This is a genomic window from Budvicia diplopodorum (genome assembly GCF_009800925.1).
Lineage (GTDB): Bacteria > Pseudomonadota > Gammaproteobacteria > Enterobacterales > Enterobacteriaceae > Budvicia > Budvicia diplopodorum.
On sequence record NZ_WOYF01000013.1, the window covers coordinates 1 to 24,516 of the forward strand.

The 24,516-nt window shown below is 50.6% G+C and carries 20 protein-coding genes and 2 CRISPR repeat arrays; of the genes, 4 read left to right on the forward strand and 16 right to left on the reverse strand.

The genetic code is table 11. The features are described 5' to 3' along the window. From GVI43_RS11815 to cysJ, 10 genes are all read right to left on the reverse strand, one after another. On the reverse strand, positions 1–215 hold a 215-nt coding region (locus GVI43_RS11815; RefSeq protein WP_211959091.1), incomplete at its 3' end, for a transposase domain-containing protein. Between the two features lie 219 nt (positions 216–434). Continuing rightward, the gene (gene cysC / locus GVI43_RS11820; RefSeq protein ID WP_159567071.1) at positions 435–1,025 is read right to left on the reverse strand and encodes an adenylyl-sulfate kinase; all 591 of its coding nucleotides are present in this window, start codon (positions 1,023–1,025) and stop codon (positions 435–437) included. Positions 1,026–1,040: 15 nt separating this feature from the next. Beyond that, the gene (cysN, locus tag GVI43_RS11825) at positions 1,041–2,504 is read right to left on the reverse strand and encodes a sulfate adenylyltransferase subunit CysN (protein WP_159567072.1); all 1,464 of its coding nucleotides are present in this window, start codon (positions 2,502–2,504) and stop codon (positions 1,041–1,043) included. An 11-nt stretch (positions 2,505–2,515) separates the two neighbouring features. Next, entirely contained in the window at positions 2,516–3,424 is a 909-nt protein-coding gene (gene cysD, locus GVI43_RS11830) for a sulfate adenylyltransferase subunit CysD (RefSeq protein WP_159567073.1), read from the reverse strand. A gap of 31 nt (positions 3,425–3,455) precedes the next feature. Next, a complete protein-coding gene (gene cysG / locus GVI43_RS11835; RefSeq protein WP_159567074.1) occupies positions 3,456–4,892 on the reverse strand; it encodes a siroheme synthase CysG in 1,437 nt (478 codons plus the stop codon). Between the two features lie 338 nt (positions 4,893–5,230). Beyond that, entirely contained in the window at positions 5,231–5,665 is a 435-nt protein-coding gene (locus GVI43_RS11840; RefSeq protein ID WP_159567075.1) for a helix-turn-helix domain-containing protein, read from the reverse strand. Next, positions 5,662–5,952, reverse strand: coding sequence for a type II toxin-antitoxin system HigB family toxin (locus GVI43_RS11845; RefSeq protein ID WP_159567076.1), 291 nt, complete (start codon positions 5,950–5,952; stop codon positions 5,662–5,664). Before GVI43_RS11845 ends, GVI43_RS11840 begins: the two co-directional genes overlap by 4 nt. Positions 5,953–6,378: 426 nt before the next feature. Next, positions 6,379–7,113 carry a phosphoadenylyl-sulfate reductase gene (locus tag GVI43_RS11850; RefSeq protein WP_159567077.1) on the reverse strand — a complete coding sequence of 245 codons (735 nt, stop codon included), beginning with the start codon at positions 7,111–7,113 and terminating at the stop codon, positions 6,379–6,381. A 9-nt stretch (positions 7,114–7,122) separates the two neighbouring features. Then, the gene (cysI, locus tag GVI43_RS11855) at positions 7,123–8,868 is read right to left on the reverse strand and encodes an assimilatory sulfite reductase (NADPH) hemoprotein subunit (RefSeq protein WP_159567078.1); all 1,746 of its coding nucleotides are present in this window, start codon (positions 8,866–8,868) and stop codon (positions 7,123–7,125) included. After that, positions 8,868–10,679 (reverse strand): NADPH-dependent assimilatory sulfite reductase flavoprotein subunit, encoded by a 1,812-nt coding sequence (cysJ, locus tag GVI43_RS11860; protein WP_159567079.1) that lies wholly within the window; start codon positions 10,677–10,679, stop codon positions 8,868–8,870. The genes cysI and cysJ overlap by 1 nt, the downstream gene beginning before the upstream one ends. A gap of 273 nt (positions 10,680–10,952) precedes the next feature. On the opposite strand from cysJ, the gene copA reads away from it, so the two are divergent. The 4 genes from copA to GVI43_RS11880 all read left to right on the forward strand — a co-directional run bounded on the left by copA (position 10,953) and on the right by GVI43_RS11880 (position 16,630). Continuing rightward, positions 10,953–13,688, forward strand: coding sequence for a copper-exporting P-type ATPase CopA (copA, locus tag GVI43_RS11865; RefSeq protein ID WP_159567150.1), 2,736 nt, complete (start codon positions 10,953–10,955; stop codon positions 13,686–13,688). Positions 13,689–13,840: 152 nt separating this feature from the next. Then, entirely contained in the window at positions 13,841–14,644 is an 804-nt protein-coding gene (locus GVI43_RS11870) for a TraB/GumN family protein (RefSeq protein WP_159567080.1), read from the forward strand. Positions 14,645–14,703: 59 nt separating this feature from the next. Beyond that, a complete protein-coding gene (gene ybaK / locus GVI43_RS11875; protein ID WP_159567081.1) occupies positions 14,704–15,198 on the forward strand; it encodes a Cys-tRNA(Pro)/Cys-tRNA(Cys) deacylase YbaK in 495 nt (164 codons plus the stop codon). 211 nt (positions 15,199–15,409) lie between these two features. Further along, positions 15,410–16,630, forward strand: a complete 1,221-nt coding sequence (locus GVI43_RS11880) for an MFS transporter (RefSeq protein WP_159567082.1) — start codon at positions 15,410–15,412, stop codon at positions 16,628–16,630. A 258-nt stretch (positions 16,631–16,888) separates the two neighbouring features. On the opposite strand, the gene hemH is transcribed toward GVI43_RS11880, so the two are convergent. From hemH to GVI43_RS11910, 6 genes are all read right to left on the reverse strand, one after another. Continuing rightward, positions 16,889–17,851, reverse strand: coding sequence for a ferrochelatase (hemH, locus tag GVI43_RS11885; RefSeq protein WP_159567083.1), 963 nt, complete (start codon positions 17,849–17,851; stop codon positions 16,889–16,891). A gap of 265 nt (positions 17,852–18,116) precedes the next feature. Beyond that, positions 18,117–18,505: direct repeats of the CRISPR family, unit length 28 nt; unit sequence TTTCTAAGCCGCCTATGCGGCGGTTCAG. Positions 18,506–18,593: 88 nt separating this feature from the next. Further along, a CRISPR array of direct repeats spans positions 18,594–19,281; the repeat unit is 28 nt; unit sequence TTTCTAAGCCGCCTATGCGGCGGTTCAG. A 226-nt stretch (positions 19,282–19,507) separates the two neighbouring features. Further along, the gene (adk, locus tag GVI43_RS11890; protein WP_159567084.1) at positions 19,508–20,152 is read right to left on the reverse strand and encodes an adenylate kinase; all 645 of its coding nucleotides are present in this window, start codon (positions 20,150–20,152) and stop codon (positions 19,508–19,510) included. A gap of 475 nt (positions 20,153–20,627) precedes the next feature. Next, positions 20,628–22,505, reverse strand: coding sequence for a molecular chaperone HtpG (gene htpG, locus GVI43_RS11895; protein ID WP_170324330.1), 1,878 nt, complete (start codon positions 22,503–22,505; stop codon positions 20,628–20,630). Between the two features lie 225 nt (positions 22,506–22,730). Then, complete coding sequence (locus GVI43_RS11900; RefSeq protein WP_159567086.1) at positions 22,731–23,285, reverse strand: DUF6630 family protein; 555 nt, start codon at positions 23,283–23,285, stop codon at positions 22,731–22,733. Between the two features lie 258 nt (positions 23,286–23,543). Continuing rightward, positions 23,544–24,149: a recombination mediator RecR gene (gene recR / locus GVI43_RS11905; protein ID WP_159567087.1), complete on the reverse strand. Its 606-nt coding sequence runs from the start codon at positions 24,147–24,149 to the stop codon at positions 23,544–23,546. After that, on the reverse strand, positions 24,149–24,481 hold the full coding sequence (locus GVI43_RS11910; protein WP_029095451.1) for a YbaB/EbfC family nucleoid-associated protein: 333 nt from the start codon (positions 24,479–24,481) through the stop codon (positions 24,149–24,151). Before GVI43_RS11910 ends, recR begins: the two co-directional genes overlap by 1 nt. Positions 24,482–24,516: the final 35 nt, after the last annotated feature.

Here is a 24,516-nt window from a genome sequence, read left to right on the forward strand (position 1 = left end):
ATTTGATGAAGCGGCTCTTTACGTTCAAGAGCCATGCCAACGATGCACCAGACCATCATTTCCAGGGGCAGGCGGCGTTTACGCAGGGTGACTGTGCCGGACTCGGCAAGACAACGAGAGATGAGCTTCTGGTCAAGAAAATCGCCGAGAGAAGTTAGTGGGTTACGCAAGGAGTCGTAACTAGAAACGAGATCAAGGGCCTGTCCAATGTGCATAAAAAAATCCGGAAACGGGTGAGCATTTCCGGATTCTTACACAACCACTGGATCGGTCAACCGATCCTTAACTGATCGGCATTACGGGCTAATTAGCTATTTTTACAAATAAAAATGCGTTCATCGCTTGAAACCAAACCCCGTTGTTTTGAACAAACTTCAAAAACTTGGATAAAGCAAATAAACGCCACATCAAAAAAGAAAAACATGCCGATAGGGCTAAATAATAGCCCGCTGATGCAATTCCCCCACCAGCCTGTCCACCAGCTGTTCCAGCGGCAGTTTTCCGTCGAGATGGACATCCGGATTGAGCGGTTGTTCATAGGGTAAATCGATACCGGTAAACTGCTTGATTTCGCCCCGACGGGCTTTCTTATACAACCCTTTAGGATCGCGCCGTTCACAGATTTCAATCGGCGTATCAACAAACACTTCAATAAAGCTGCCCGGTGGCAGGCGCAGAGCGACGCTCTCCCGATCGTGGCGATAAGGAGAAATAAAAGCGGTAATCACCACCAGCCCGGCATCCATCATTAAACCGGCAACTTCACCAACGCGGCGAATATTCTCCCGCCGGTCACCGTCAGAAAAGCCCAAATCCTGACACAAACCGTGACGGACGTTATCACCGTCCAGCAGGTAAGTATGCACCCCCCGATGGTGTAGCGCCTGTTCCAGCGCGCCGGCAATGGTTGACTTACCCGAACCGGATAGTCCGGTTAGCCAGACCACTACCGCACAGTGCTGGTTGGCCACTTCCCGCTCGGTTCGGGTTATGGCATGTGAATGCCAGACAACGTTCTGCTGCATAAAAACACCTTAGCCTCACTGAGACAAATCGCTGGCATTCCAATGTGGATAGTAACGCCTGACCAACGCATTCAGCTCTTTTTCAAACTCACTGTCAGCCGCGGTTTTTTGCACCGTAGCCACGCTGCCGGAATGCGTTTCGCACACCAAGCCAGCCCCCACCGTCACGTTGGTTAAACGGTCGATAAAGATCAGGCTGCCGGTATCCTGATTATTCTGATAGCGGTCAAACAGCAGCGGTTCGTCAAAAGCGACGTCCACCACGCCAATACCGTTCAGCGGCAGCCCGGTCGATTCACGCAGCTCAAGAGAATTGACGTCGCGCTGATGCCGTATGGCCTCAACCCGCACCCGGCTTTTCTTACCGGCCACTTTGATATCGTAGCTTTGCCCCGGCAGCAACGGGTTTTCAGCCATCCAAACAACGTCCAGCGTTGCGCTCTGGGCTGGCTGTAAGCCGTTATCGTGCGCAGCCACTAATAAATCTCCACGGCTGATATCAATCTCATCGCTTAATACCAACGTAATTGCCTCACCCGGGTAGGCCTGCTGGCGGTCACCGTCAAAGGTGACAATGCGCGTTACCCTACTGATTACGCCGGAAGGCAGCACCTTAATCTCCTGCCCGACCTGAACAATGCCCGATGACAGCGTTCCGGCATAGCCCCGAAAGTCTAGGTTCGGCCGGTTAACGTACTGAACCGGAAAACGTAATGGTCGTTCCTCTCGTTCAGCAATCACGTTAACGGATTCTAAAATCTCCAGTAACGTTGCCCCTGAATACCAAGGCATAGCGGAAGAAGGCAGCGCAACGTTGTCACCGTCCAGCGCAGATAGCGGAACAAATTTAATATCCAGATCGGCAGGTAGCTGCTGGGCAAAGGCCAGATAATCACGGCTAATTTGCTCGAACGCTGACTGGCTATAGTCCATCAGGTCCATTTTGTTAATCGCCACCACCAAATGGCGAATCCCCAGTAGCGTAGCAATAAAGCTATGGCGGCGGGTCTGGGCCAGAACGCCTTTGCGGGCATCGATCAGCAAAATGGCTAAATCACAGGTCGACGCGCCGGTCGCCATATTTCGCGTGTACTGCTCGTGGCCCGGCGTGTCGGCAATAATAAATTTACGCTTTTCAGTAGAAAAATAGCGATAGGCAACGTCGATGGTAATTCCCTGCTCACGCTCAGCCTGAAGCCCGTCAACCAACAGGGCCAGATCCAGTTTGTCACCGGCGGTACCGATGCGTTTACTATCGCTGTGCAGCGTTGAAAGCTGGTCTTCATAAATCTGGCGGGTATCGTGTAGCAAGCGCCCTATCAGGGTGCTTTTACCATCGTCAACGCTACCACAGGTCAAAAAACGCAGCAGGCTCTTATTCTGCTGGGCGTGAAGATAGGCTTCAACGCCGCCCTGCTCGGCGATTTGCCGGGCAATCGCATCGTTAATAACCGGCGGATGATTAATCACTGCACCCATAATGCTTCCCCTCAGAAGTAGCCCTGACGTTTTTTAAGTTCCATTGAGCCGGCCTGATCGCGGTCAATCATCCGCCCCTGCCGTTCACTGGTTGTCGATACCAACATCTCTTCAATGATTTCAGGCAATGTTTCAGCCTCAGACTCTACGGCGCCGGTCAACGGCCAGCAGCCGAGAGTACGGAAACGTACTTTACGTTTCACAATCACCTCGCCCGGCTGAAGGTCGATACGATTGTCATCCGCCATCATCAGCATGCCGTCACGCTCTAGAATCGGGCGAGGTTTCGCCAGATACAGCGGAACAATGTCAATGTTTTCTAAAAAGATGTATTGCCAGATATCCAGCTCGGTCCAGTTAGAAAGCGGGAAAACGCGGATGCTTTCGCCTTTATTAATCTGGCCGTTATAGTTATGCCACAGCTCCGGGCGCTGATTTTTCGGGTCCCAGCGGTGAAAGCGATCGCGAAACGAATAGATTCGCTCTTTAGCCCTGGACTTCTCTTCATCGCGGCGGGCTCCGCCAAAGGCAGCATCGAAACCGTACTTGTTCAGTGCCTGCTTTAATCCTTCGGTTTTCATGATGTCAGTATGCTTGGCGCTGCCGTGAACAAACGGATTAATCCCCATGGCTAACCCTTCTGGATTTTGATGAACCAATAAATCAAAGCCATAGGTTTGTGCCATCCGATCGCGGAACTGATACATTTCCTGAAACTTCCAGCCGGTATCGACGTGCAGCAGCGGAAAGGGTAAATTTCCCGGAAAGAAAGCCTTGCGGGCTAAGTGCAGCATCACCGATGAATCTTTACCAATCGAATACAGCATGACCGGATTAGAAAACTCCGCCGCAACCTCACGGATAATATGTATGCTTTCTGCCTCCAGTTGGCGCAGATGAGTCAGTCGTTTTTCGTCCACGTTAATACCTCAGTTCGCTGCCTGACGGCGGTTAAGCTAAATTGACCACCGACTGCCATTGCGCCGGTTGATTCTGTTGGAATATTTGACGATCGGCCGACTCACCGAACCAGCTAAGGCGCTGATGCAGCGCGGCAACCTCACCGATTACTAACAGCGCCGGTGAAGGGGCTTGCTTAGCCAAATCGCTAAGCTGTAATAAGGTGCCGGTTAATACCTGTTGATCGGCACGGGTTCCGCGCCCGATAACGGCAATCGGCGTTGATGGCGCACGCCCGTGCGTGATTAATTGATGCTGGATATCAGAGGCTTTTACCGCCCCCATATAGATAGCCAGCGTTTGGTGCCCCTGAGCCAGCTGAGACCAGTTAAGGCCGTCAGACTCAAGGCGGCAGCGGCCGGTAATAAAAGTAACGCTTTGAGCATAATCCCGGTGCGTCAGCGGAATGCCGGCATAGGCCGTAGCGCCTGCCGCAGCGGTAATTCCCGGAACTACCTGAAAAGGAATGCCTGCCGCAGCCAGCACTTCTAACTCTTCGCCGCCCCGGCCAAAAATGAACGGATCGCCGCCTTTCAAGCGCACCACCCGCTTGCCCTGTCGGGCAAGCTTAACCAAAAGCTGATTAGTCTCTTCCTGCGCCACCGAGTGAGCACCGGCTCTTTTACCCACGCTAATTTGCTCTGCGTCCCGGCGAACCAATGCCAGAATGTCATCGGTGACTAACGAGTCATGCAGTACCACATCGGCCTGCTGAATCGCCTGCAGCCCGCGCAGGGTCAACAGCCCGGCGTCGCCCGGACCGGCTCCGACCAGCGTAACGTCGCCGGTTTGGCCTTCATGATGTAAAAGCTGTTGCTCAAGCTCAGCCTGAGCATCGTGAATACGGTTAGCGGCAACCAGTGCGGCAAAGCGGCCGTTAAAAATACGCTCCCAGAACCGGCGGCGTTCAACGATAGTTTTCAACCGTTGCTTAACCCGACCGCGCCAGCTACCCGCTATTTCGGCTACGGTTCCGAGGCTGGCGGGTAACAGGGCCTCTAGTTTTTCCCGCAACAAACGGGCCAGTACCGGCGCTTTACCACCGGACGATACGGCAACCACCAGCGGAGAACGGTCAATAATAGAAGGGAAGATAAACGAGCAACGGGCAGGATCGTCAACCACATTAACCAGCCTGCGCCGCTGGTTGGCCGCCTGAAAAACCCGGGCATTCAGCGTGCTGTCGTTAGTGGCTGCAATCGCCAGAAAAATATCATCGAGCTGAGAGGCATCGAAACGTTTGGCTAGCCAGTGAATAACCCCCTGCTGATGAAGCTCCGCCACGGGGTCAGATAACGCGTCAGACACGACAAACACCTTGGCCCCAGCGCTCAGTAACAGCGCGATTTTACGGGCAGCCACGTCCCCGCCGCCAACAACCAGCACCGGTCGATGTTTAAGATCGGTAAATATCGGTAGGTAATCCAAGGCAATCTTCGCTCAGTTAACAAAGTTATAGCCTGACTATAGAGAGTCCTACGCCACGATAGAAATGATGAAAAAGTATTTGATATAGCTGAATGGAATAGAAACTGATGTTGAGATCTAAATAGGGCCAAAGAACGTCGAACCGAATCGGTGTAGAATAATTATTCATCGACTATTAGCCTGATTGGCCATTTTCCGGTGGCCGAAGCGCAGCGCTTTTGAGCATATAGTGCTCCGGGCCCGGTTTCCCTACGGTTAGCTATTTTAAGACCAAACATTCAATTATTGAGATTTGTTATCAGCTTAGTGGAACAATCCGTTCTATGATGAGCTGGCCTCTAGTTCGCCAATATTCGCAGCCGTACTTTAGGCTCGATGTTGCTATTGGCCAGTTCCCAGTCAATGCTATTCATATCCTGAATGAGGATATCTGCCGGAATGCCCAGCTCATGATGAAGCTTTCTGATCATGGAAATGCTTAACGCTCGTTTCCCGTTAAGAACTTCTGATACCTTAGACTTTGAGCCTAAATAGCGCGTCATATCTGACTGGGATAGACCCTTTTTATCCATCAGATATTTGATCGCCTCAATTGGAGATGGTTTATCAATGGGATGATTTTTTCGTTCATAGTCTTCAACGAGCAGCGCCAGAATTTCGAGTTCATCGCCCTTTTCCGTGCCGATTTCTGGCTCAGAAGCCATTAGCTGCGCCATACGCACAAGCGCCTCATCGTGATCTTCTTTACTGCGTAAAATTTTAAACGTTGTCATAACCAAAACTCCACTTTGTCATATTCAGCGTGGGTACCAACCCACAGAATTAATACCTGACCAAAGGCATATTGAACGTTAACCGACAGCCTGTAGGTATTCCCTTTTATGTTGAAAATAGCCACGTTGCCATGGATAAAACTCGCCGTTTTATAGCCATTTTTTATATCTTGGGGCGTTTTCCAATCGGCTCTTTTCACATCATCGAGCCAAGCTTCTAACGGCCCTTTAGCCTGATTGTGCTTCTTATAAAACGCTTCAAGTCTGGAGACGCCTAATACTTTCATCGTCAATCAAGTTCCCATATTGGGAATTATAGAGTAGTTACAAATAAATGAAAGTCATTTATTTAAACCGCCCGATATTTACCCATCAAAAAAATAACGGTGGAGCATTAGCAACATCAGCCTAATGCCGTGTATTTACTAAAATAAATAGATAGCTCACCGTATCAGCAATAGAAAAAAGATAATGACTAAAGGAAAAATTTAGTTAAATCGTGGGAGTAAACGCAGAAAAGTTGGTTAACGGCCTTATGGCTTTTCAGCCGTTTTGCGAAGCAGATCTAGAATTCGACATAACGGGGAATAAATAAACAAAACGATAAAAAAACCCAGCCTGAGCAACAAGCGTTATAACCTGCGCCAAGTCACGCAAAACCGGCCGCGATAGCATTGTTAGCCGGTGTTAGTCAGCGTTAATTACCAGAACCCTTACCCTTCATGCAGCCCGCATTCACGCTTCAGGCCAAAAAAACGGGTCTGTTCTTCGCTCATTCCCGGTTCCCATTTACGGGTGGTATGCGTGTCACCAACCGATAGATACCCTTGATCCCATAGCGGGTGGTAGCTGAGTTCGTTATCCGTCAGGTAGCGGTAAACCTGTCGGCTATCCCAGTCAACGATCGGCAGGAATTTAAACACACCGCGCTGAATAGCCAGTACCGGTAATAAGCCCCGGCTGCCGGACTGTTCGCGGCGCAGGCCGGCAAACCAGGTTTGAGCCTGTAGCTCCGTCAGCGCCCGGCTCATCGGCTCGACCTTATTCAGTTGGTTGTAGCGATCAATCCCTTCTACGCCCTGCTCCCACAGTTTTCCGTAGCGGGCTTCCTGCCAGGCTGGCGTATGCAATGAACGATAGACTTTCAGATTTAGCCCAAGCTGCTCAGTCAGGCGGTCAATAAACTGATAGGTCTCCGGGAACAAATAGCCGGTATCCGTCAATACCACGGGAATATCCGGGCGTTGACGGCTGACTAAATGCAAACACACCGCCGCCTGAATGCCAAAACTGGAAGAAAGCACCTTGTTCTCGGGTAAATGTTCTAGCGCCCATTCAACCCGTTTGGCTGCTGACAACGATTCTAACCGGCGGTTAATATCCGCCAGTTCTGCCGTTTGTTGCTCACCCGACAGCGCGCTGAGCGCCGCTAAATCAATATCAGTCATGAGATCGCCTCAATCGTAAAAATCACGGGCCGAATCGATAACCGGTTTAACAATACCGGCGCGGATCGTATAGTCGCCAAAGCCTTCATCTGAGTGGCGCTGACCGGCCCAGCGGCCAATTAGCCCATCCAGCTCAGATAAAATTTCGGCGGAGGTAATATTCTCGCGATACATTCTCGGGATCCGAGTGCCTTCACGATTACCGCCTAAATGCAGGTTATAGCGATCGGGGGCCTTGCCTACCAGACCGACTTCCGCCAACATCGCCCGGCCGCAGCCGTTCGGGCATCCGGTTACCCGCAAAACAATGTGTTCATCAGGTACGTTATGCTGAGCCATAATACCTTCAACGTTGGTCACGAACTCAGGCAGGAAACGTTCCGCTTCGGCCATGGCCAACGGGCAGGTTGGAAAAGAAACGCAGGCCATTGAGTTTTTACGCTGTTCGGTGACGCCGTCGTTAATCAAACCGTGCTGGCGGGCTAAGCGCTCAATCTGGGCTTTATCTTCCGGCAAAATACCGGCAACGATCAAATTTTGGTTGGCCGTTAAACGAAAATCACCTTTATGGATTTTAGCAATTTCAGCCATGCCGCTTTTCAACGTTCGGCCCGGATAGTCCAGCAGGCGACCGTTTTCAATAAACAGCGTCAAATGCCATTTATTATCGATGCCTTCTACCCAGCCAATACGATCGCCGCGAGAGGTAAACTCATAGGGTACAACCGGCGCAAAGCTAATCCCGGCCCGTTTTTCGACTTCCTGTTTAAACGCCTCAACGCCAACCCGTTCAAGGGTATATTTGGTTTTTGCATTTTTTCGCTCTGAGCGATTTCCCCAATCGCGCTGGGTCGCAACCACCGCTTCCGCGATAGCCAGCGTATATTCCAGCGGAATATAGCCAAATTCAGAGGCTTTTCGCGGATAAGTCAGTTTATCGCCGTGGGTCATCGCCAGACCACCGCCGACCAGTACGTTAAAACCAACCAGTTGGCCCTTTTCACCCACCGCCACAAAGTTGAGGTCGTTGGCGTGAAGATCGACATCGTTATCCGGTGGGATCACCACCGTGGTTTTAAACTTACGCGGCAAATAGGTTGAACCCAGCACCGGCTCTACGTCGGTGGTTTCCAGCTTTTCGCCGTCCAGCCAGATTTCTACATAAGCGCGCGTTTTCGGCAGCAAATGTTCAGAGATCTTTTTCGCCCATTCATAGGCTTGCTGATGCAGCACGGACTCAACCGGATTAGAGGTACAAAGCACGTTGCGATTAACGTCGCCAGCGGTGGCGATAGAGTCTAGCCCCAAGCTGTTAAGCAACTGGTGCATCGGTTTAATATCGTTTTTTAACACGCCGTGAAACTGAAAGGTCTGGCGAGTTGTCAGGCGAATACTACCGTATAGCGTGTCTTGCGCCGCAAACCGGTCGATTCCCAGCCACTGCCGTGGAGTAATAATTCCGCCCGGTAGCCGACAGCGCAACATCACGTTCAGTAGCGGTTCGAGCTTTTGCTCTGCGCGTTCGGCACGCAGGTCGCGATCGTCTTGTTGATACATGCCGTGAAAGCGAATTAGCTGAAAGTTATCGCCTCGAAAACCACCGGTTAACCCGTCTTTCAGGTCGTCGGCAATGGTTCCGCGCAGGAAGTTACTCTCGCCTTTAAGCCTTTCGTTATCCGACAGCTTTGGCGCTACCTGTTGTTGCTGATTTGGTAGCTGATTTGGTACTGGATTTAGTTCAGAATCATCGCTCATTAATAGACATCCCGCTGATAGCGCTTTTCGAGGCGCAATTCGCTTAAAAACTCGTCGGCCTGTTCAAGGTCCATTGAACCGTGAATAGACACAACGTCCAGCAACGCCCGCTCGACGTCTTTAGCCATGCGGTTTGCATCACCGCAAACATAAAGATGGGCGCCATTCTGAATCCATTGCCATAGTTCGCTGCCGTTCTCGCGCAGCTTGTCCTGTACGTAGACTTTGTGTTCCTGATCCCGCGACCACGCCAGATCGATACGGTTTATCAACCCGCTTTTAACGTAGCGTTGCCACTCAACCTGATAAAGAAAATCAGAGGTAAAATGCGGGTTACCAAACATCAGCCAGTTTTTTCCGGTGGCGTCGGTGGCTTCCCGATGTTGCAAAAAGGCCCGAAACGGCGCAATACCGGTGCCCGGCCCAATCATCACGATTGGCGTTTCAGGGTCGTCAGGCAGGCGGAAGTTGTCATTGTGTTCAACAAACACCGCTATTTCCCCCTCTTCCTCCAGACGATCGGCTAAGAAGCCGGAAGCGCCGCCGGTGCGAGGCTGCCCGTCAATGTCATAACGCACCACGCCAACGGTAAGATGCGCTTCATTGCCCACCTCTTCTTGCGATGAGGCAATCGAGTAAAGCCTTGGCGTTATTGGGCGTAACAGGCTTATCAGCGCTTGGGCATCTAGCCTGCAGGGCGCACGGCGAACCATATCTACCACCGGCGTATTCTGCGCATAGGACTGCAAGCGGGGCTTATCTTTGACTAATTCGGCCAAGCGGGCATCTTGGGAAAGCAGCGCATACGATTCCACAATGCTGGCGGTGTTCTGCGTCAGTTCGTAGTGATACTTCAGCGCATCGCGCAGCGGTTCAATTTTGCCCTTAACCTCAATCGGCTCGTCGCCGGTTAAGCTCAATTCAGACAGCAACCGCGCTATCAGTTCAGGATCGTTATGAAACCAAACCCCCAGCGCGTCACCCGGCTGATAGCTGAGCCCGGAATCACCCAAATTAATTTCGATATGGCGAATATCTTTATCGGAGCTACGGGAGGTAATTTTTTGATTAACCGACAGTTCGGCAATCAACGGCCGTTCTTTATTGTACTTGGCGTTGGGCTCAGTAGAGCTGGCTGACGATGCGGGCACGGCAGCCTGAGCGCTGGCTTTGATCGCCAACGTCAAATGCTCAACCACCTTTTTACGCCATAGTTCCGCCAGTGGCTGATAATCGACATCGGCATCGACCCGCTCCATAAAACGAGTTGCGCCCAGTTCAGCCAGACGGGCATCAAAATCTTTACCGGTCTGACAGAAGTTTTTATAAGAGGTATCGCCTAAGCCAAAAACCGCAAACTGAGTCTGGCTTAGCTGCGGAACCTTTTTGGAGAACAGGTATTTGTATAGCGCAATGGCCTCTTCCGGCGCATCGCCCTCACCCTGAGTCGACACCACAACAACCAGCCGTTGCTCCCGATCGATCTGTTTGAATTTATAGTCACCCGCGTTAACCAGAACGGCGGGTAGCCCGGCATGAGTGAGGTCGTCCCGTAGCTGAGCGGCCACCCGTCGGGCGTTGCCGGTCTGCGAGGCTGACAGTATGGTAATCGGTTTTTCCGAAGCAGACGCGGCTACCGGCTGAGCCGATAAGACGGACAGCGTTTCCGAACCCTGACTGCTCAACCCCCATAGGTAACCGGACACCCAGGCTATTTGAATGGAACTCAGCCCCGCGGTAACCGCTGTTAACTGCGCCAGTTGCTCCTGAGACAGCGGTAAAACAGGGGTAGATATCGCCTTATCGGACATAGTATGCGGATCCCTTAGAATGAATGCGTCTAAGAGTATCTTGCGGGTTTGGTTAGATTAAAGAATCGAAAGACATATTAAATAATTAAAAAGCATATGGGGTGAAAGGCGCTATCCGATCGCAATGGGTTTCAAACCACCCCGCTTTTATTAAATCAAACTAAATGAAGACTCGCCCTTGACCTTCCTGTTGCTGGAAGGTTTAAACTCATTTATAGGTGAGATAACCAACCGGTTTCGATACTAATCTGAAGAATACTCAGGGGGTTTATGATGACACACACAACGATTTTTCATCTGGAAGGTTTGTCCTGTATGGGATGCGCCGGGAAAGTTAAAAAAGCGCTGGATGCCTTAGCCGGCGTACAGTCGTCCGACGTAAACGTACAGTATGCCAAAGTGGTGAGCAGCCTGAATAACGCTGAGCTTATCGCCGCCGTTGAACAAAGTGGCTATAAGGCGGAGCTGGCTCAGCCAGACGTTACGCTTAACCTATCGGGTCTAAGCTGCGGCCACTGCACCAAAACAGCCACCAAAGCGTTAGAGGCCATTGATGGGGTATTCGCCGCAAACGTAACCATCGATAAAGCCGAGGTTTACGGTAGCGCCAGCGCAGAAACGCTAATCGCTGCGATCGAACAGGCGGGCTATCACGCGACGCTGAGCGGGGAGTTTTCTCACCCAAAATCTGAGCCGCTGTCAGTATCAGAACAACCGGAGCCGATGACAGCGGCCAATAGCGGTATTCCGGTAGCCGGTTTGCCAACGGCGATCTCTGCCGGTGGTGGCGACGATAGCCTACAGCTTTTACTCAGCGGCATGAGCTGCGCCAGCTGCGTTAGTAAAGTACAAAAAGCGCTGGAAAGCGTACCGGGCGTTGAACAGGCGCGGGTCAATCTGGCCGAGCGTAGCGCCATGGTTTTCGGCCAGGCGCAGCAGGCCGATTTAATCATTGCGGTTGAAAAAGCGGGCTATGGAGCAGAAATCATTCTCGATGAAGATGAGCGCAGAGCCCGCCAGCACGAGACCTCACGGCAAAGTATTCAACGCTATCGCTGGCAGTCTGCTCTGGCCTTAGCCTTGGGTGCACCGCTGATGCTGTGGGGCATTTTGGGCGGCACCATGATGGTGACGCCTGACAGTCAGCCTTATTGGATAGCCGTGGGTCTGGTCACGCTGGCGGTGATGATTGTCGCTGGCGGGCATTTCTACGTTAATGCCTGGCGCAGCCTGATGAATGGCAGCGCCACCATGGATACCCTGATTGCCTTAGGTACCGGCGCGGCGTGGATTTACTCCATCAGCGTAGCCGTCTGGCCAGAGGTTTTCCCGATGGCGGCCCGGCATATTTACTTTGAAGCCAGCGCCATGATTATTGGTTTGATCAACCTCGGTCATATGCTGGAACAGCGGGCAAGGCAGCGTTCATCTAAAGCGCTGGAGCGGCTTTTAGATTTGACTCCGCCCACCGCTAAAGTGGTTACCGAACAGGGTGAACAGATCATTCCGCTATCTGACGTAGAGCTGGGCATGACGATTCGCTTAGTCACGGGAGATCGCGTACCCGTTGACGGTGAAGTGATTCAGGGCGAAATCTGGCTGGATGAAGCCATGCTGACCGGCGAAGCGATGCCACAGCAAAAGTCGGTGGAAGCCAACGCTAAAATCCACGCCGGTACCGTCGTTCAGGACGGCAGCGCCCTGTTCCGTGCCGGTGCCATTGGCAATCAGACTACGCTGGCGCGAATTATTAAGCTGGTTCGCCAAGCTCAAAGCAGTAAGCCCGAAATTGGCCGAATGGCCGACCGTATTTCATCGGTGTTTGTTCCGGTGGTGGTGGCTGTTGCGCTGCTCGCTGGGCTGATTTGGTATGCGATCGGGCCGCAGCCGCAGCTGGTTTATACCTTGGTTATCGTCACGACGGTATTAATCATTGCCTGCCCCTGTGCGCTTGGGCTGGCAACCCCGATGTCGATTATTTCCGGCGTGGGTCGGGCGGCCGAACTGGGGGTGTTAGTCAGAGATGCCGATGCCCTGCAGCAGGCCAGCCATGTTGATACCGTGGTGTTTGATAAAACCGGTACCCTGACGGAAGGTAAGCCGCAGGTTACTGCGATTTATACTTTTGCCAATACCAATGAAGCTCAGGCGCTGGAATGGGCCGCCGCGCTGGAACAGGGGGCGAGTCATCCTCTGGCCCATGCGATACTAACCAAGGCCGGTGAAATAAGCTTGCCCGCTGTCAGTGATTTCCGCACGCTTCGCGGGCTTGGCGTTAGCGGGACCCTGAACGACAACGCACTACTGCTGGGTAACGATCGCCTGATGGCTTTACTGAACATCGACATCAGCGAAGCGGCAGAAACCATGCGCTCAGAGGCTGAACGCGGCGCAACGCCGGTGCTACTGGCAGCCAACGACAGGCTGGTTGCGCTATTGGCAATCCGCGATCCGCTGAGAAGCGATAGCGTTAAGGCGCTGGAACGGTTGCATCAACAAGGCTACCGGCTGGTGATGCTGACCGGTGATAACCCGGTGACGGCCAACGCTATCGCTAAAGAGGCCGGTATCGATAAAGTGATTGCCGGAGTATTACCCGATGGTAAAGCCGACGCCATCAAGCAACTGCAGGCTTCTGGCCATAAGGTGGCCATGGTGGGTGATGGCATTAACGATGCCCCGGCGCTGGCCTGTGCCGATGTGGGTATCGCCATGGGCGGCGGCAGTGATATAGCCATAGAAACGGCGGCAATAACCCTGATGCGACATAGCCTCACCGGGGTATCCGATGCGTTAGCACTGTCTAAAGCAACGCTGAGTAATATGAAACAAAACCTGTTGGGTGCGTTTATTTATAACTCGTTAGGCATACCGATTGCCGCCGGTGTGTTATATCCGCTAACCGGAACCCTACTCAGCCCGGTGGTGGCAGGTGCCGCCATGGCCCTGTCTTCCATTACCGTAGTGGCTAACGCTAACCGCCTGCTGCGCTTTAAACCTAAACAATAGCCAGCCTGTAGTAGCCTTACAGTAACCGTGTAGTAATCGTGTAGTGACCGTGTAGTAGGCCGACAAACTCAGCGTCTTGAGTCTGTCGGCTTAACCTGTTAATACTCTTCATTACTCAACGACAATCAACCACTCAGTTTTCCAGGATGCTTATGATGACAACCTTCCGCCGTTTGGCCGTACTCATGGGCTTAGCGACACCACAGGTCGGAGCCTATCCGGCTTATAACGTTCACACCGCTAACGGCAGTCGGCTACATTTGGTAGGAAGTATTCATATGGGCACGCGGGACATGTCACCGCTCCCGCCCGCACTATTAAAAGAGATTGAAAACGCGAGTGCGCTGATCGTCGAAGTCGATATTACCAAACCCATCAGCTTTAATACGCCGGATGACTACCCTTCTCTACAACAGCGGCTTTCATCAAGCCAGTATCAACAGCTGGCTGAACGCTGCCACTCGTTAGGGCTCAGCCTTCAATCGATCGCCCATAAACCAGGCTGGCATGCTGCTCTAATGCTACAGGCCATGCAGGCTAACCAGAACGGGTTGCAAAGTGAAAACGGCATTGACTATCAGGCAATACAGGCCGCCTATCGGATGGGAATTCCGGTGATTGAGCTAGAGGGAGCCGAACGCCAAATGCAGCTGCTAGATCGAATCCCCGATAACGGCATACCGCTATTACAGGATTCACTGGCCCACTGGCAGGACAACAGTGACATGATGAAAATCATGATCGACTGGTGGCTGGAAGCCAAGCCGAAGCAAAAAAACCTCACCCTGCCTTATGGCATGAGTGGAGATCTGTATAATTTGCTGATTAGCAGTCGTAATGCGCTATGGGCCCAGTGGCTGCATTCCCGGCCAAAAGGAAAATATGTGGTGGTGGTCGGCGCTCTGCATTTGTACGGCGAAAATAATTTGCCTGACTTATTAAACACGAGTAAATAGCAAACCACTCCAGCCGTTGCACGCTGACGGTTAAGCGTATTGATACACAAGGACAACCGATGACACCCGCAGTCAGGCTACTTAAACAGAAAAAAATCGACTACATCCTGCATCCGTACAGCCACGATCCGAATGAAACCAACTTTGGCGATGAAGCGGTAAACAAGTTGGGCTTGGACGCCAACCGCGTTTATAAAACCCTGTTAGTCAGCGTTAACGGTGACTCAAAGCATTTGGCCGTTGCGGTTGTGCCGGTTTCGGGCATGTTGGATCTGAAAAAAATGGCTAAAGTCCTGTCGGTCAAAAAAGTCGACATGGCCGATCCCCTGCTGGCGCAGCGCGTTACCGGCTATCTGGTTGGCGGCATTAGCCCACTGGGCCAGAAAAAGCGGCTGCCCACCGTAATTGACGAAGGTGCTAAACGCTTTGTCAGCATCTTTATCTCCGGCGGAAAGCGCGGTCTGGATATTGAACTGAAGCCGGACGATCTTTGCCGTTTAGTGTCCGGAGCGTTCGCCCCCATTGCAGTCATTGCAGTAAAAGACGCTGGGTAGCCGTTTCCCGCAGAACACGGTACAAAATCGCCATTAATGACAAATCATCATACGCGATACAATAACGCTTTTATTGTACGGAAAAGCCAAGCTATACTGCGGTAACGCTGGATTTACGTTGACTCGTCAGGATAAATTCCGAATACCATCGGCTTCTCCTGTCGATAGTTAATTGCTGACTCCCTCTAACTAAGCACCATAAATAATCACTATGACTCAGCAAACAAGCAGTAGCGAAGTTCTGCCCCCGGTTGCCGATAGTTCGCGCAAAACATCGTTCCGGATCCTGGGAGCGATCAGCGTTTCCCATATGTTAAATGATATGACTCAGTCACTGATCGTGGCTATTTACCCGATGCTACAGGGGGAGTTCTCGCTGAGCTTCGGCCAGATTGGTCTGATTACGCTAACCTATCAGCTCACAGCCTCCCTGCTTCAGCCGCTGATCGGCCTATATACCGATAAACACCCCAAACCGTTCTCGCTGCCGGTAGGAATGACCTTTACCTTGGTCGGGCTGATGCTGTTGGCCTACGCGTCGAGCTTCCCGATGGTACTCATTGCGGCAGCGCTGGTGGGAACCGGTTCTTCCGTATTCCACCCGGAATCGTCACGCGTGGCCAGAATGGCATCGGGCGGTAAGCACGGTATGGCCCAGTCAGTATTTCAGGTCGGTGGTAACTTCGGCTCTTCACTAGGCCCGTTAATGGCGGCTATCTTTATTGCCCCCTACGGTAAAGGTGCGCTAACCTGGTTCGCCTTAGCGCCGTTGCTGGCCATTGTGGTGTTATTGCAGATAGGCCGCTGGTATCAGGCCCAACAGCGCAGTAACGGCGGCAAGGCGTTTAAGCCAAGCGGTGCTCAACGCTTGCCCAATAAGACCATTGCGTTCTCACTATTTATTTTATTAACGCTGATATTCTCGAAATATTTCTATCTGGCGAGCATTAGCAGCTATTACACCTTTTACCTGATGCATAAGTTCGGCGTTACGCTGCAGAATGCTCAGGTTCATCTGTTTGTGTTTCTGTTTGCCGTAGCCGCCGGAACCATTATTGGCGGGCCTGTGGGAGATAGAATTGGGCGTAAATATGTAATTTGGGCTTCTATTCTAGGTGCTGCGCCATTTACCCTACTTTTACCCTATGCATCGCTGTTCTGGACCGGTATTTTGACCGTGATAATCGGACTGATTATGGCTTCTGCGTTTTCAGCCATTCTGGTGTATGCTCAAGAGATGATTCCGGGCAAAATCGGCATGGTTTCAGGGCTATTTTTTGGTTTATCATTTGGCATGGGCGGGCTAGGTGCGGCGGCGCTAGGCTATGTTGCAGACCATACCAGCATTGAAATGGTTTATCATATTTGCGCTTTTCTACCGTTATTAGGCATTCTTACCGCTTTACTGCCGAATATTGAGAATAAAGAGTAACTTCAAGCCGCTTTCCCTGAGGTAAAGTATTTTCACCTCAGGGGGAAACCCTTATTCTGCACGGCAGCATTTCACTAATCCTCATAAAAACCCGCTTTAATTAGACTCACCAGCTAATACTCAGCCATTTTCAAACGTATCACTCGATTCCAAGCAAAAAACGCTTACATACAATAAACTTTCAGATGAAGAAAAAATGAAAGAGTGTCCGATTTAATCACCGGCCCCTCCACATCGTTATCCCGGTGGAAACCGGGATTAGTCTTTTGAGGTCACCAACGCCTGCAATAAATCAATATGCGCCGGGTTGTCATTCAGTGCAGGAATATAGTGATAGCTTTCACCGCCCTGTTCTAAAAAGAATTCGCGGTTTTGCTTATCAATTTCTTCAATGGTTTCCAAACAGTCAGCCGCAAACCCGGGGCTGATAACCTGTACCGATTTAACGCCCTGCTGAGGCAGCGCTTTTAACGTCTCATCCGTGTATGGCTGAAGCCATGGCTCACGACCAAAGCGTGACTGGAAGGTCATTTTATACTGCGATTCATCGAGCTCTAACGCCGTTACCACTTCTCGGGTGGTATCAGCGCACCGCTGCGGGTATTCATCCCCTTCGGCGGCATAGCGTTGGGGAATTCCATGATAGGAAAACAGCAGCAGATCGGGCTTACCGTGCAGCTCAAACGAGGCTTTAATCGACTCAACTAACGCGGCGATATACAAAGGGTGTTCAGCATAATCACGAATAAACTTCACCTGCGGCAGGTCGCGGGTTTGGCGAAGCTCAGCCGATAGCGCATCCCAGACGGCGGCCGTAGTTGAACAAGAATATTGTGGATACATCGGTAACACCACTAAACGATTAACCTGCTGGCGCTTTAAGCTGGCCAGCGCCTGTTTAATCGACGGGGAGCCGTAGGTCATAGCTAATTCAACCGGCGTACCGGGCAAACGTTTCGCCAGCGCCTGCTGCTGCCTGCGGCTATAAACCAGCAGCGGGGAGCCTTCATCCATCCATACGGCCTGATACAGCTTAGCCACTTTCGGTACGCGAATGGGTAGAATCACACCGTGCAGCAACGGATACCAAATCAGGCGATGGGTATCCACCACCCGACGATCGTGTAAAAACTGAGAAAGATAACGTTTTACCGCCGGCCCCGTTGGCTCATCAGGCGTACCTAGGTTAACTAACAGGATTCCGGTTTTAATCTGCGGCATAGGTGTTTTGCTCGCCTATAAGGCGGTAGCTCCAACAAGTGTAAAGAGGTGCCGCCCGTGCGGCAGTTCACCGTAATATTATCAATACTGATATCCGTTAGCGGCCTTAACGGCAGGCAATATATTGACATATAGCGAGCGCCATATCATTCTTTTCGAGCCAATTACTACGATAGATAACGGTGATATGATTTGCCAACGCAGTGCTTTTTTAACCGCCTGCAGCGATTCAGAGCCGATGGAGTCGGTAGAATCATTTAGCTTTTTTCTAAGCCGCCTATGCGGCGGTTCAGTGGATGGGTCGGCATTCAGAAAAAGTTAGATTTTTCTAAGCCGCCTATGCGGCGGTTCAGTTCTTGCTCAATATTCACCAGCAGCGGACGTATTTCTAAGCCGCCTATGCGGCGGTTCAGTTGCGATCACTACAGCTGGCTCAAATAAGGAATTTCTAAGCCGCCTATGCGGCGGTTCAGTCAGATATCAATGCACTGGTACAGCGAATCAGTTTCTAAGCCGCCTATGCGGCGGTTCAGGATTTGGGTTTATGCAGAGGATGTTTATAAAGTTTCTAAGCCGCCTATGCGGCGGTTCAGACCAGCAGCGAATTCGATGCTAAAATGTTTGCTTTCTAAGCCGCCTATGCGGCGGTTCAGTGTAAATTTTTGAAACTCACGGTCCTGCACAATTTCTAAGCCGCCTCGGCGGTTCAGCGGGATAAGCCTTATCAATCATCCGTTGCGCTTTTCTAAGCCGCCTATGCGGCGGTTCAGCCTCGATAGCAACGGGTTTGATGATGCGCTGTTTTCTAAGCCGCCTATGCGGCGGTTCAGTCAGAAGCCGATCCGGTTGGTTTATCCATCCGTTTCTAAGCCGCCTATGCGGCGGTTCAGATGGCATCCAGTGTGTTATACGCCCACAGACTTTTCTAAGCCGCCTATGCGGCGGTTCAGATGATCTACAAAGTCGGTGGCGCTGACACGCTTTTCTAAGCCGCCTATGCGGCGGTTCAGGGTGGAATTGGTGGCGTGGCTACTATTTTAATTTTCTAAGCCGCCTATGCGGCGGTTCAGTACCTGCTGAGGCGGTGCGCGTCAGCGAGTCATTTCTAAGCCGCCTATGCGGCGGTTCAGAACGGCGGTATGCAATGGGTAAACTTTCATGATTTCTAAGCCGCCTATGCGGCGGTTCAGATAAGAAACATTACTGATGCGCTGGGGATCTATTTCTAAGCCGCCTATGCGGCGGTTCAGATTTCTTTACACCTCGGACTGGCGATTCTACTTTTCTAAGCCGCCTATGCGGCGGTTCAGACGTTATGCGCGGATAAACTTGGCTATAATCGTTTCTAAGCCGCCTATGCGGCGGTTCAGAATGAGCAACGATGACGAGCCGCCGATCTAATTTTCTAAGCCGCCTATGCGGCGGTTCAGTAGAACCATACTCCACTACCTTACTGTTGTTAATCTGTTTATTCACTCAGGGCCGTCTAATACCCTTTTCTAAGACCTCGATTCTCTTATTTTAAAATCAATGAGTTAAAAACTCTTATAAAAAAGGGTTATTAGCCATCAACAGTAAGTTATCAGATGAAGTTGGGAGCAACGGATACAGAAAAGGCGACCATTGGTCGCCTTTGTTAGTCAATTGAAGAATCAATTAACCAAGAATTTTTGCCAGCTCAGCGCTAACTTCGGTCACTTTACGGGTACCGTCTAACTTGAAATAACGGGTGCTACCGTTGCTAGCTTCAGCAGTGTAGTAGTTCACCAGTGGTTTAGTCAGAGAATGGTATTCAACTAAACGCTTGCGAACGGTCTCTTCCTGATCGTCTTTACGCAGCGTTAGCTCTTCGCCGGTAGCATCATCTTTACCTTCAACCTTCGGCGGGTTGAATTTAACGTGATAAACACGGCCAGACGGAGTGTGTACACGACGCCCGACAATGCGCTCAACGATGATTTCGTCTGGCACATCGAACTCAAGGACGTAATCAACCTGAATGCCCGCTTCTTTCATAGCATCGGCCTGTGGAATCGTGCGCGGGAAGCCATCGAGTAAAAAACCATTACGGCAATCTTCTTGCGTAATTCGCTCTTTCACTAAAGCAATAACCAACGCGTCGGTTACCAGCTTGCCACCATCCATAAGTTCTTTTGCCTGCTTACCCAGTTCGGAGCCAGCCTTAACCGCTGCACGTAGCATATCACCGGTAGAGATTTGAGGGATCCCGTACTTCTCCATGATGAACTGAGCCTGAGTGCCTTTACCGGCGCCGGGAGCGCCAAGCAGAATGATACGCATTGCGTAACTCCCCTAGAAATTTAGCTTTTTATTTAAAATGACGAAACAGCCGTAAACCTTATCACCCAATGCCATGATGCTCAAGCGCAGATGATAAGCATTCAATTACTACCAGCCCACACGCTAGCGCTTCATTTGCCGAAATAAATGCATTATTCAGAACGACAATGGAAAATATTGCTCAATTATAGCGGGGCGTATCATACCAGCTTTTGATAGCCCGTGCTGCTTAATAGGAAACAATCATTAAACCCGTATGTGCTTGTAGAACAACAGTTCTAGATACAAAGCAGACTATGGCAGAAACTCACTGGACGCAGAACATTGCCGGTCGGCCGCTAGAGAAAGTGAATCTTCCGACTTTCTTTTTACCGACGAAACTTACGCCGAAACAAAATCAGAACCCGTTGTCATCAGTCTAAGGCCGACGTTATCCCGTCGGCCTTTTCCACTTAGCATAGTGATAATTTAACTATCACTTCAATAGCAGCTGATTCATCCGGCGGATAAAGCTGTTTGGATCGTCTAAGCTTCCCTTCTCGGCCAACAGGGCCTGATCCAGCAGCAGTTCAACCCACTCGCCAAAATCAGCCTCATCGGTGATATCGGCCGCGCGTTTTACCAGCGCGTGCTCGGGGTTAAGCTCGAAGATATATTTTACATCCGGCGCTTTCTGACCGGCTGCGGCAAACAGCTTCGCCATTTGAGTTGTCATTTCATCGGCATCGGTTGTTACCACCGCTGGCGTATCCGTCAGGCGGTGAGTTAACCGCACCTCTTTAACTCGCTCGCCAAGAAAAGCTTTAGCCCGCTCAACAAACGGCTCTAGCGCTTTTTCTGCTTCTTTCTGCTCTTCAGTTTCTGCATCAGCCAGTTTATCAACAGACTCATCGGCTTTGCTGACCGACTGGAATGACTTGCCTTCAAACTCGGTCAGGTAGCTCATCATCCACTCGTCAATGCGATCGGATAACAGCAGAACCTCAATGCCTTTCTTACGGAACAGCTCAAGGTGTGGGCTATTTTTCGCGGCCGCGTAGCTGTCGGCAGTAATGTAATAAATCTTATCCTGACCTTCCTGCATACGGCTGACATAGTCGGCCAGAGGAACGTTTTGGACATTGCTGTCGTTATGGGTTGAGGCGAAACGCAGCAGGTTAGCAATAGTTTCCTGATTGCCGCCGTCTTCTGCCGGGCCTTCTTTCAATACCAAACCAAACTGCAGCCAGAACTGTTGATACTTCTCGGCGTCGTTTTTAGCCAGTTTCTCAAGCATCTGAAGTACCCGCTTAGTGCAGGCATTACGCAGGCCTTGAGTCACCCGGTTGTCCTGCAAAATTTCGCGGGAAACGTTTAACGGTAAGTCGTTTGAGTCAATCAGGCCACGAACAAAGCGCAGGTAGTTCGGCATAAACTGCTCTGCGTCATCCATAATGAATACGCGCTGAACGTAGAGTTTTAAACCATGCTTATGGTCGCGGTTCCACATATCCCACGGGGCCTGAGACGGAATATAGAGCAGGCTGGTATATTCTTGTTTACCTTCAACTCGGTTGTGGCTCCAGGCCAGCGGATCGCTGAAGTCATGGGAAACGTGCTTATAAAATTCGTTATACTCTTCGTCGTTAACCTCTGACTTATTGCGGGTCCATAGCGCCTGAGCCTTATTGATTTTTTCCCAGTTAACGCTAGGCTCTTCGCCCTCTTTATCTTCGGTAACCTGAATTTCAACCGGCAGTGCAATATGGTCAGAATATTTACCGATCACTGAGCGAACGCGCCAGTCATCGAGGAATTCATCTTCACCTTCGCGCAGATGCAGCGTAATGTCAGTGCCGCGATCGGCTTTGCTGATTTCAGCAATGGTGTATTCACCTTCTCCGGCGGACTCCCAGAATACTGCTTCATCAGCAGATACGCCCGCTGCCCGGGTACGAACGGTAACTTTGTCGGCAACAATAAAGGCTGAATAGAAGCCTACGCCAAACTGGCCAATTAGCTGGCTGTCTTTCACCCGATCGGAACCCATGGATTCTAAAAATGCTTTAGTGCCTGACTTGGCGATAGTACCGAGGTTGTCGATAACTTCATCGCGGGTCATACCAATACCGTTATCGCTCAGCGTCAGGGTGCGCTTATCTTTATCAAATGAAACCCGGACGCGAAGTTCACCATCACCTTCATATAAATCAGAGTTGGACAGCGCACGAAAACGAAGCTTGTCCGAGGCATCGGATGCGTTAGAGATCAGTTCACGCAGAAAAATTTCTTTATTGGAATACAGGGAGTGGATCATCAGATGTAAAAGCTGTTTAACTTCTGACTGGAACCCTCTGGTTTCTTGGCTTTTCATACTCATTGCTTACCTCAATATCTAAGTTTCATTCAGGCAGGTTAATACCGGATGTACAAGAGATGGGGATTAAGCAGAAGCTTTTCAAGCGTATAAACTCAGTATGCTTAAAAAAATTGCGTCAAAATAACAACGATTATGGTGAAAAGTGAGCCGATGCCAATATTTTTCGTCAAAGAAATCAATACTGGCACCAACCTATGTACAGCGAAGGTAATCAGTTAGCTAAAATGCTGAAATAGTAAAATGGTGGTCGTCAATCGCCTGCAGTACCGCCATATTTTCCTGCGTGGTGACAAATATCAGGTATGAATCCCAGCCAATATTGATACAGCCAAATGAGAGCCCCATCGGCTTGAGATACTCCGTAACCTCAGTAAACTGATGCAGAACATAATCACCGGCGGCAACCTCTTTTTCGCGCAGTTCATCGCGCTGAATACGTTGTTCCAGCTCATTAAGGCAAACCCCAAGATTTATATCTGGCCGAAAAGCGGCTATGCGCCGGACAACAAAATTGGCAATTTGCCCGTCATCATCTTCTCCACGCCAGTCAACCATATCAATAAAACCGTCCTGATATGTATAGCAATAAAGCAGGTCAATTAAGCCACCGGCGTACACGTTATCAAGATATCGGCCAAAGTCGTATTTTTTATATTGAGAGCTATTAAGCAGTTCTTCAGGTGAGCTGATTGCTTTGTGGTAAATATCTGGCCATCCATTATTACCGTCGGTCACAATCATTTGGGCGAGTAATGTAATATTTTCCACGCTCACGGTGCATTCCCTGAATTAAGTTAAATGGGCAAAATCCTATCAAAATTAAATATAAACCGGCACCAACCCACAGTTCCAAAATAATTTATATAAAATCATAAAGATAAGTAAATTTAAAAATAGAAAAACAGAACCGAGAAATATAATTTTTTAGAAACACAGGGCTAAAAAACAGCCTTTATTAATACTTTATATATAGATGAAAAGCCATAAAGGCAACGATAAATCTATCGATTGCCTTTATGAACTCAGGTTCGATTAAAACTTGATCTGGTGACGACCGGCCAGAGAGTGCGACAGCGTAGTGCCGTCAACCATTTCCAGTTCACCGCCAACCGGTACACCGTGGGCTATCCGGCTAGCCATAACGCCATACATGGCACACATTTCAGCAATAAAGTTAGCCGTGGCATCCCCTTCAATCGTTGGGTTAGTGGCGAGAATAACTTCATTAATCGTTTCAGATGCCAACCGTTCCTCTAGGCGATCCAGACCGATATCATTCGGCCCGATACCGTCAAGCGGCGATAAATGCCCCATCAGAACAAAATACCGCCCGGCAAACTGCCCGGTCTGTTCAATGGCATGAATATCGGCCGGGCTTTCAACGATACAGATTAGACCGCTGTTCTGACGGCGCTGGTTGGCACAAATCGTACAAACCTCTTCTTCCGTAAAGGTACGGCAGTCGCGGCAGTGGCCAACCTCAGACATGGCCCGGGTCAACGCCTGAGCTAAACGCATTCCACCGCTGCGATCGCGCTGTAATAGCTGAAACGCCATACGTTGTGCAGACTTCGGCCCCACGCCGGGTAAGCAGCGCAGGGACTCCATCAGTGATTCAAGAAGAGGACTGGTTTGCATCAGAACGGCATCTTAAATCCGGGAGGTAACTGCATACCGCCAGATACCTGAGCCATTTTCTCTTTTTGGGTCTCTTCAATGCGGCGCGCTGCGTCATTGAAGGCGGCCGCAATCAGATCTTCCAGCATCTCTTTATCGTCTTCCATCAGGCTTGGATCGATTTCGATCCGGCGGCAGTTATGCGCACCGTTGATAGTCACTTTAACCATACCGGCACCGGATTCACCGGTGACTTCCAGCTTGGCAATTTCTTCTTGCATTTGCTGCATTTTGTCTTGCATCTGCTGCGCTTGCTTCATTAAATTACCCAGTCCGCCTTTACCACCAAACATGGCTATCTCTCTCTTCTGTGGATAAAATCAAATAA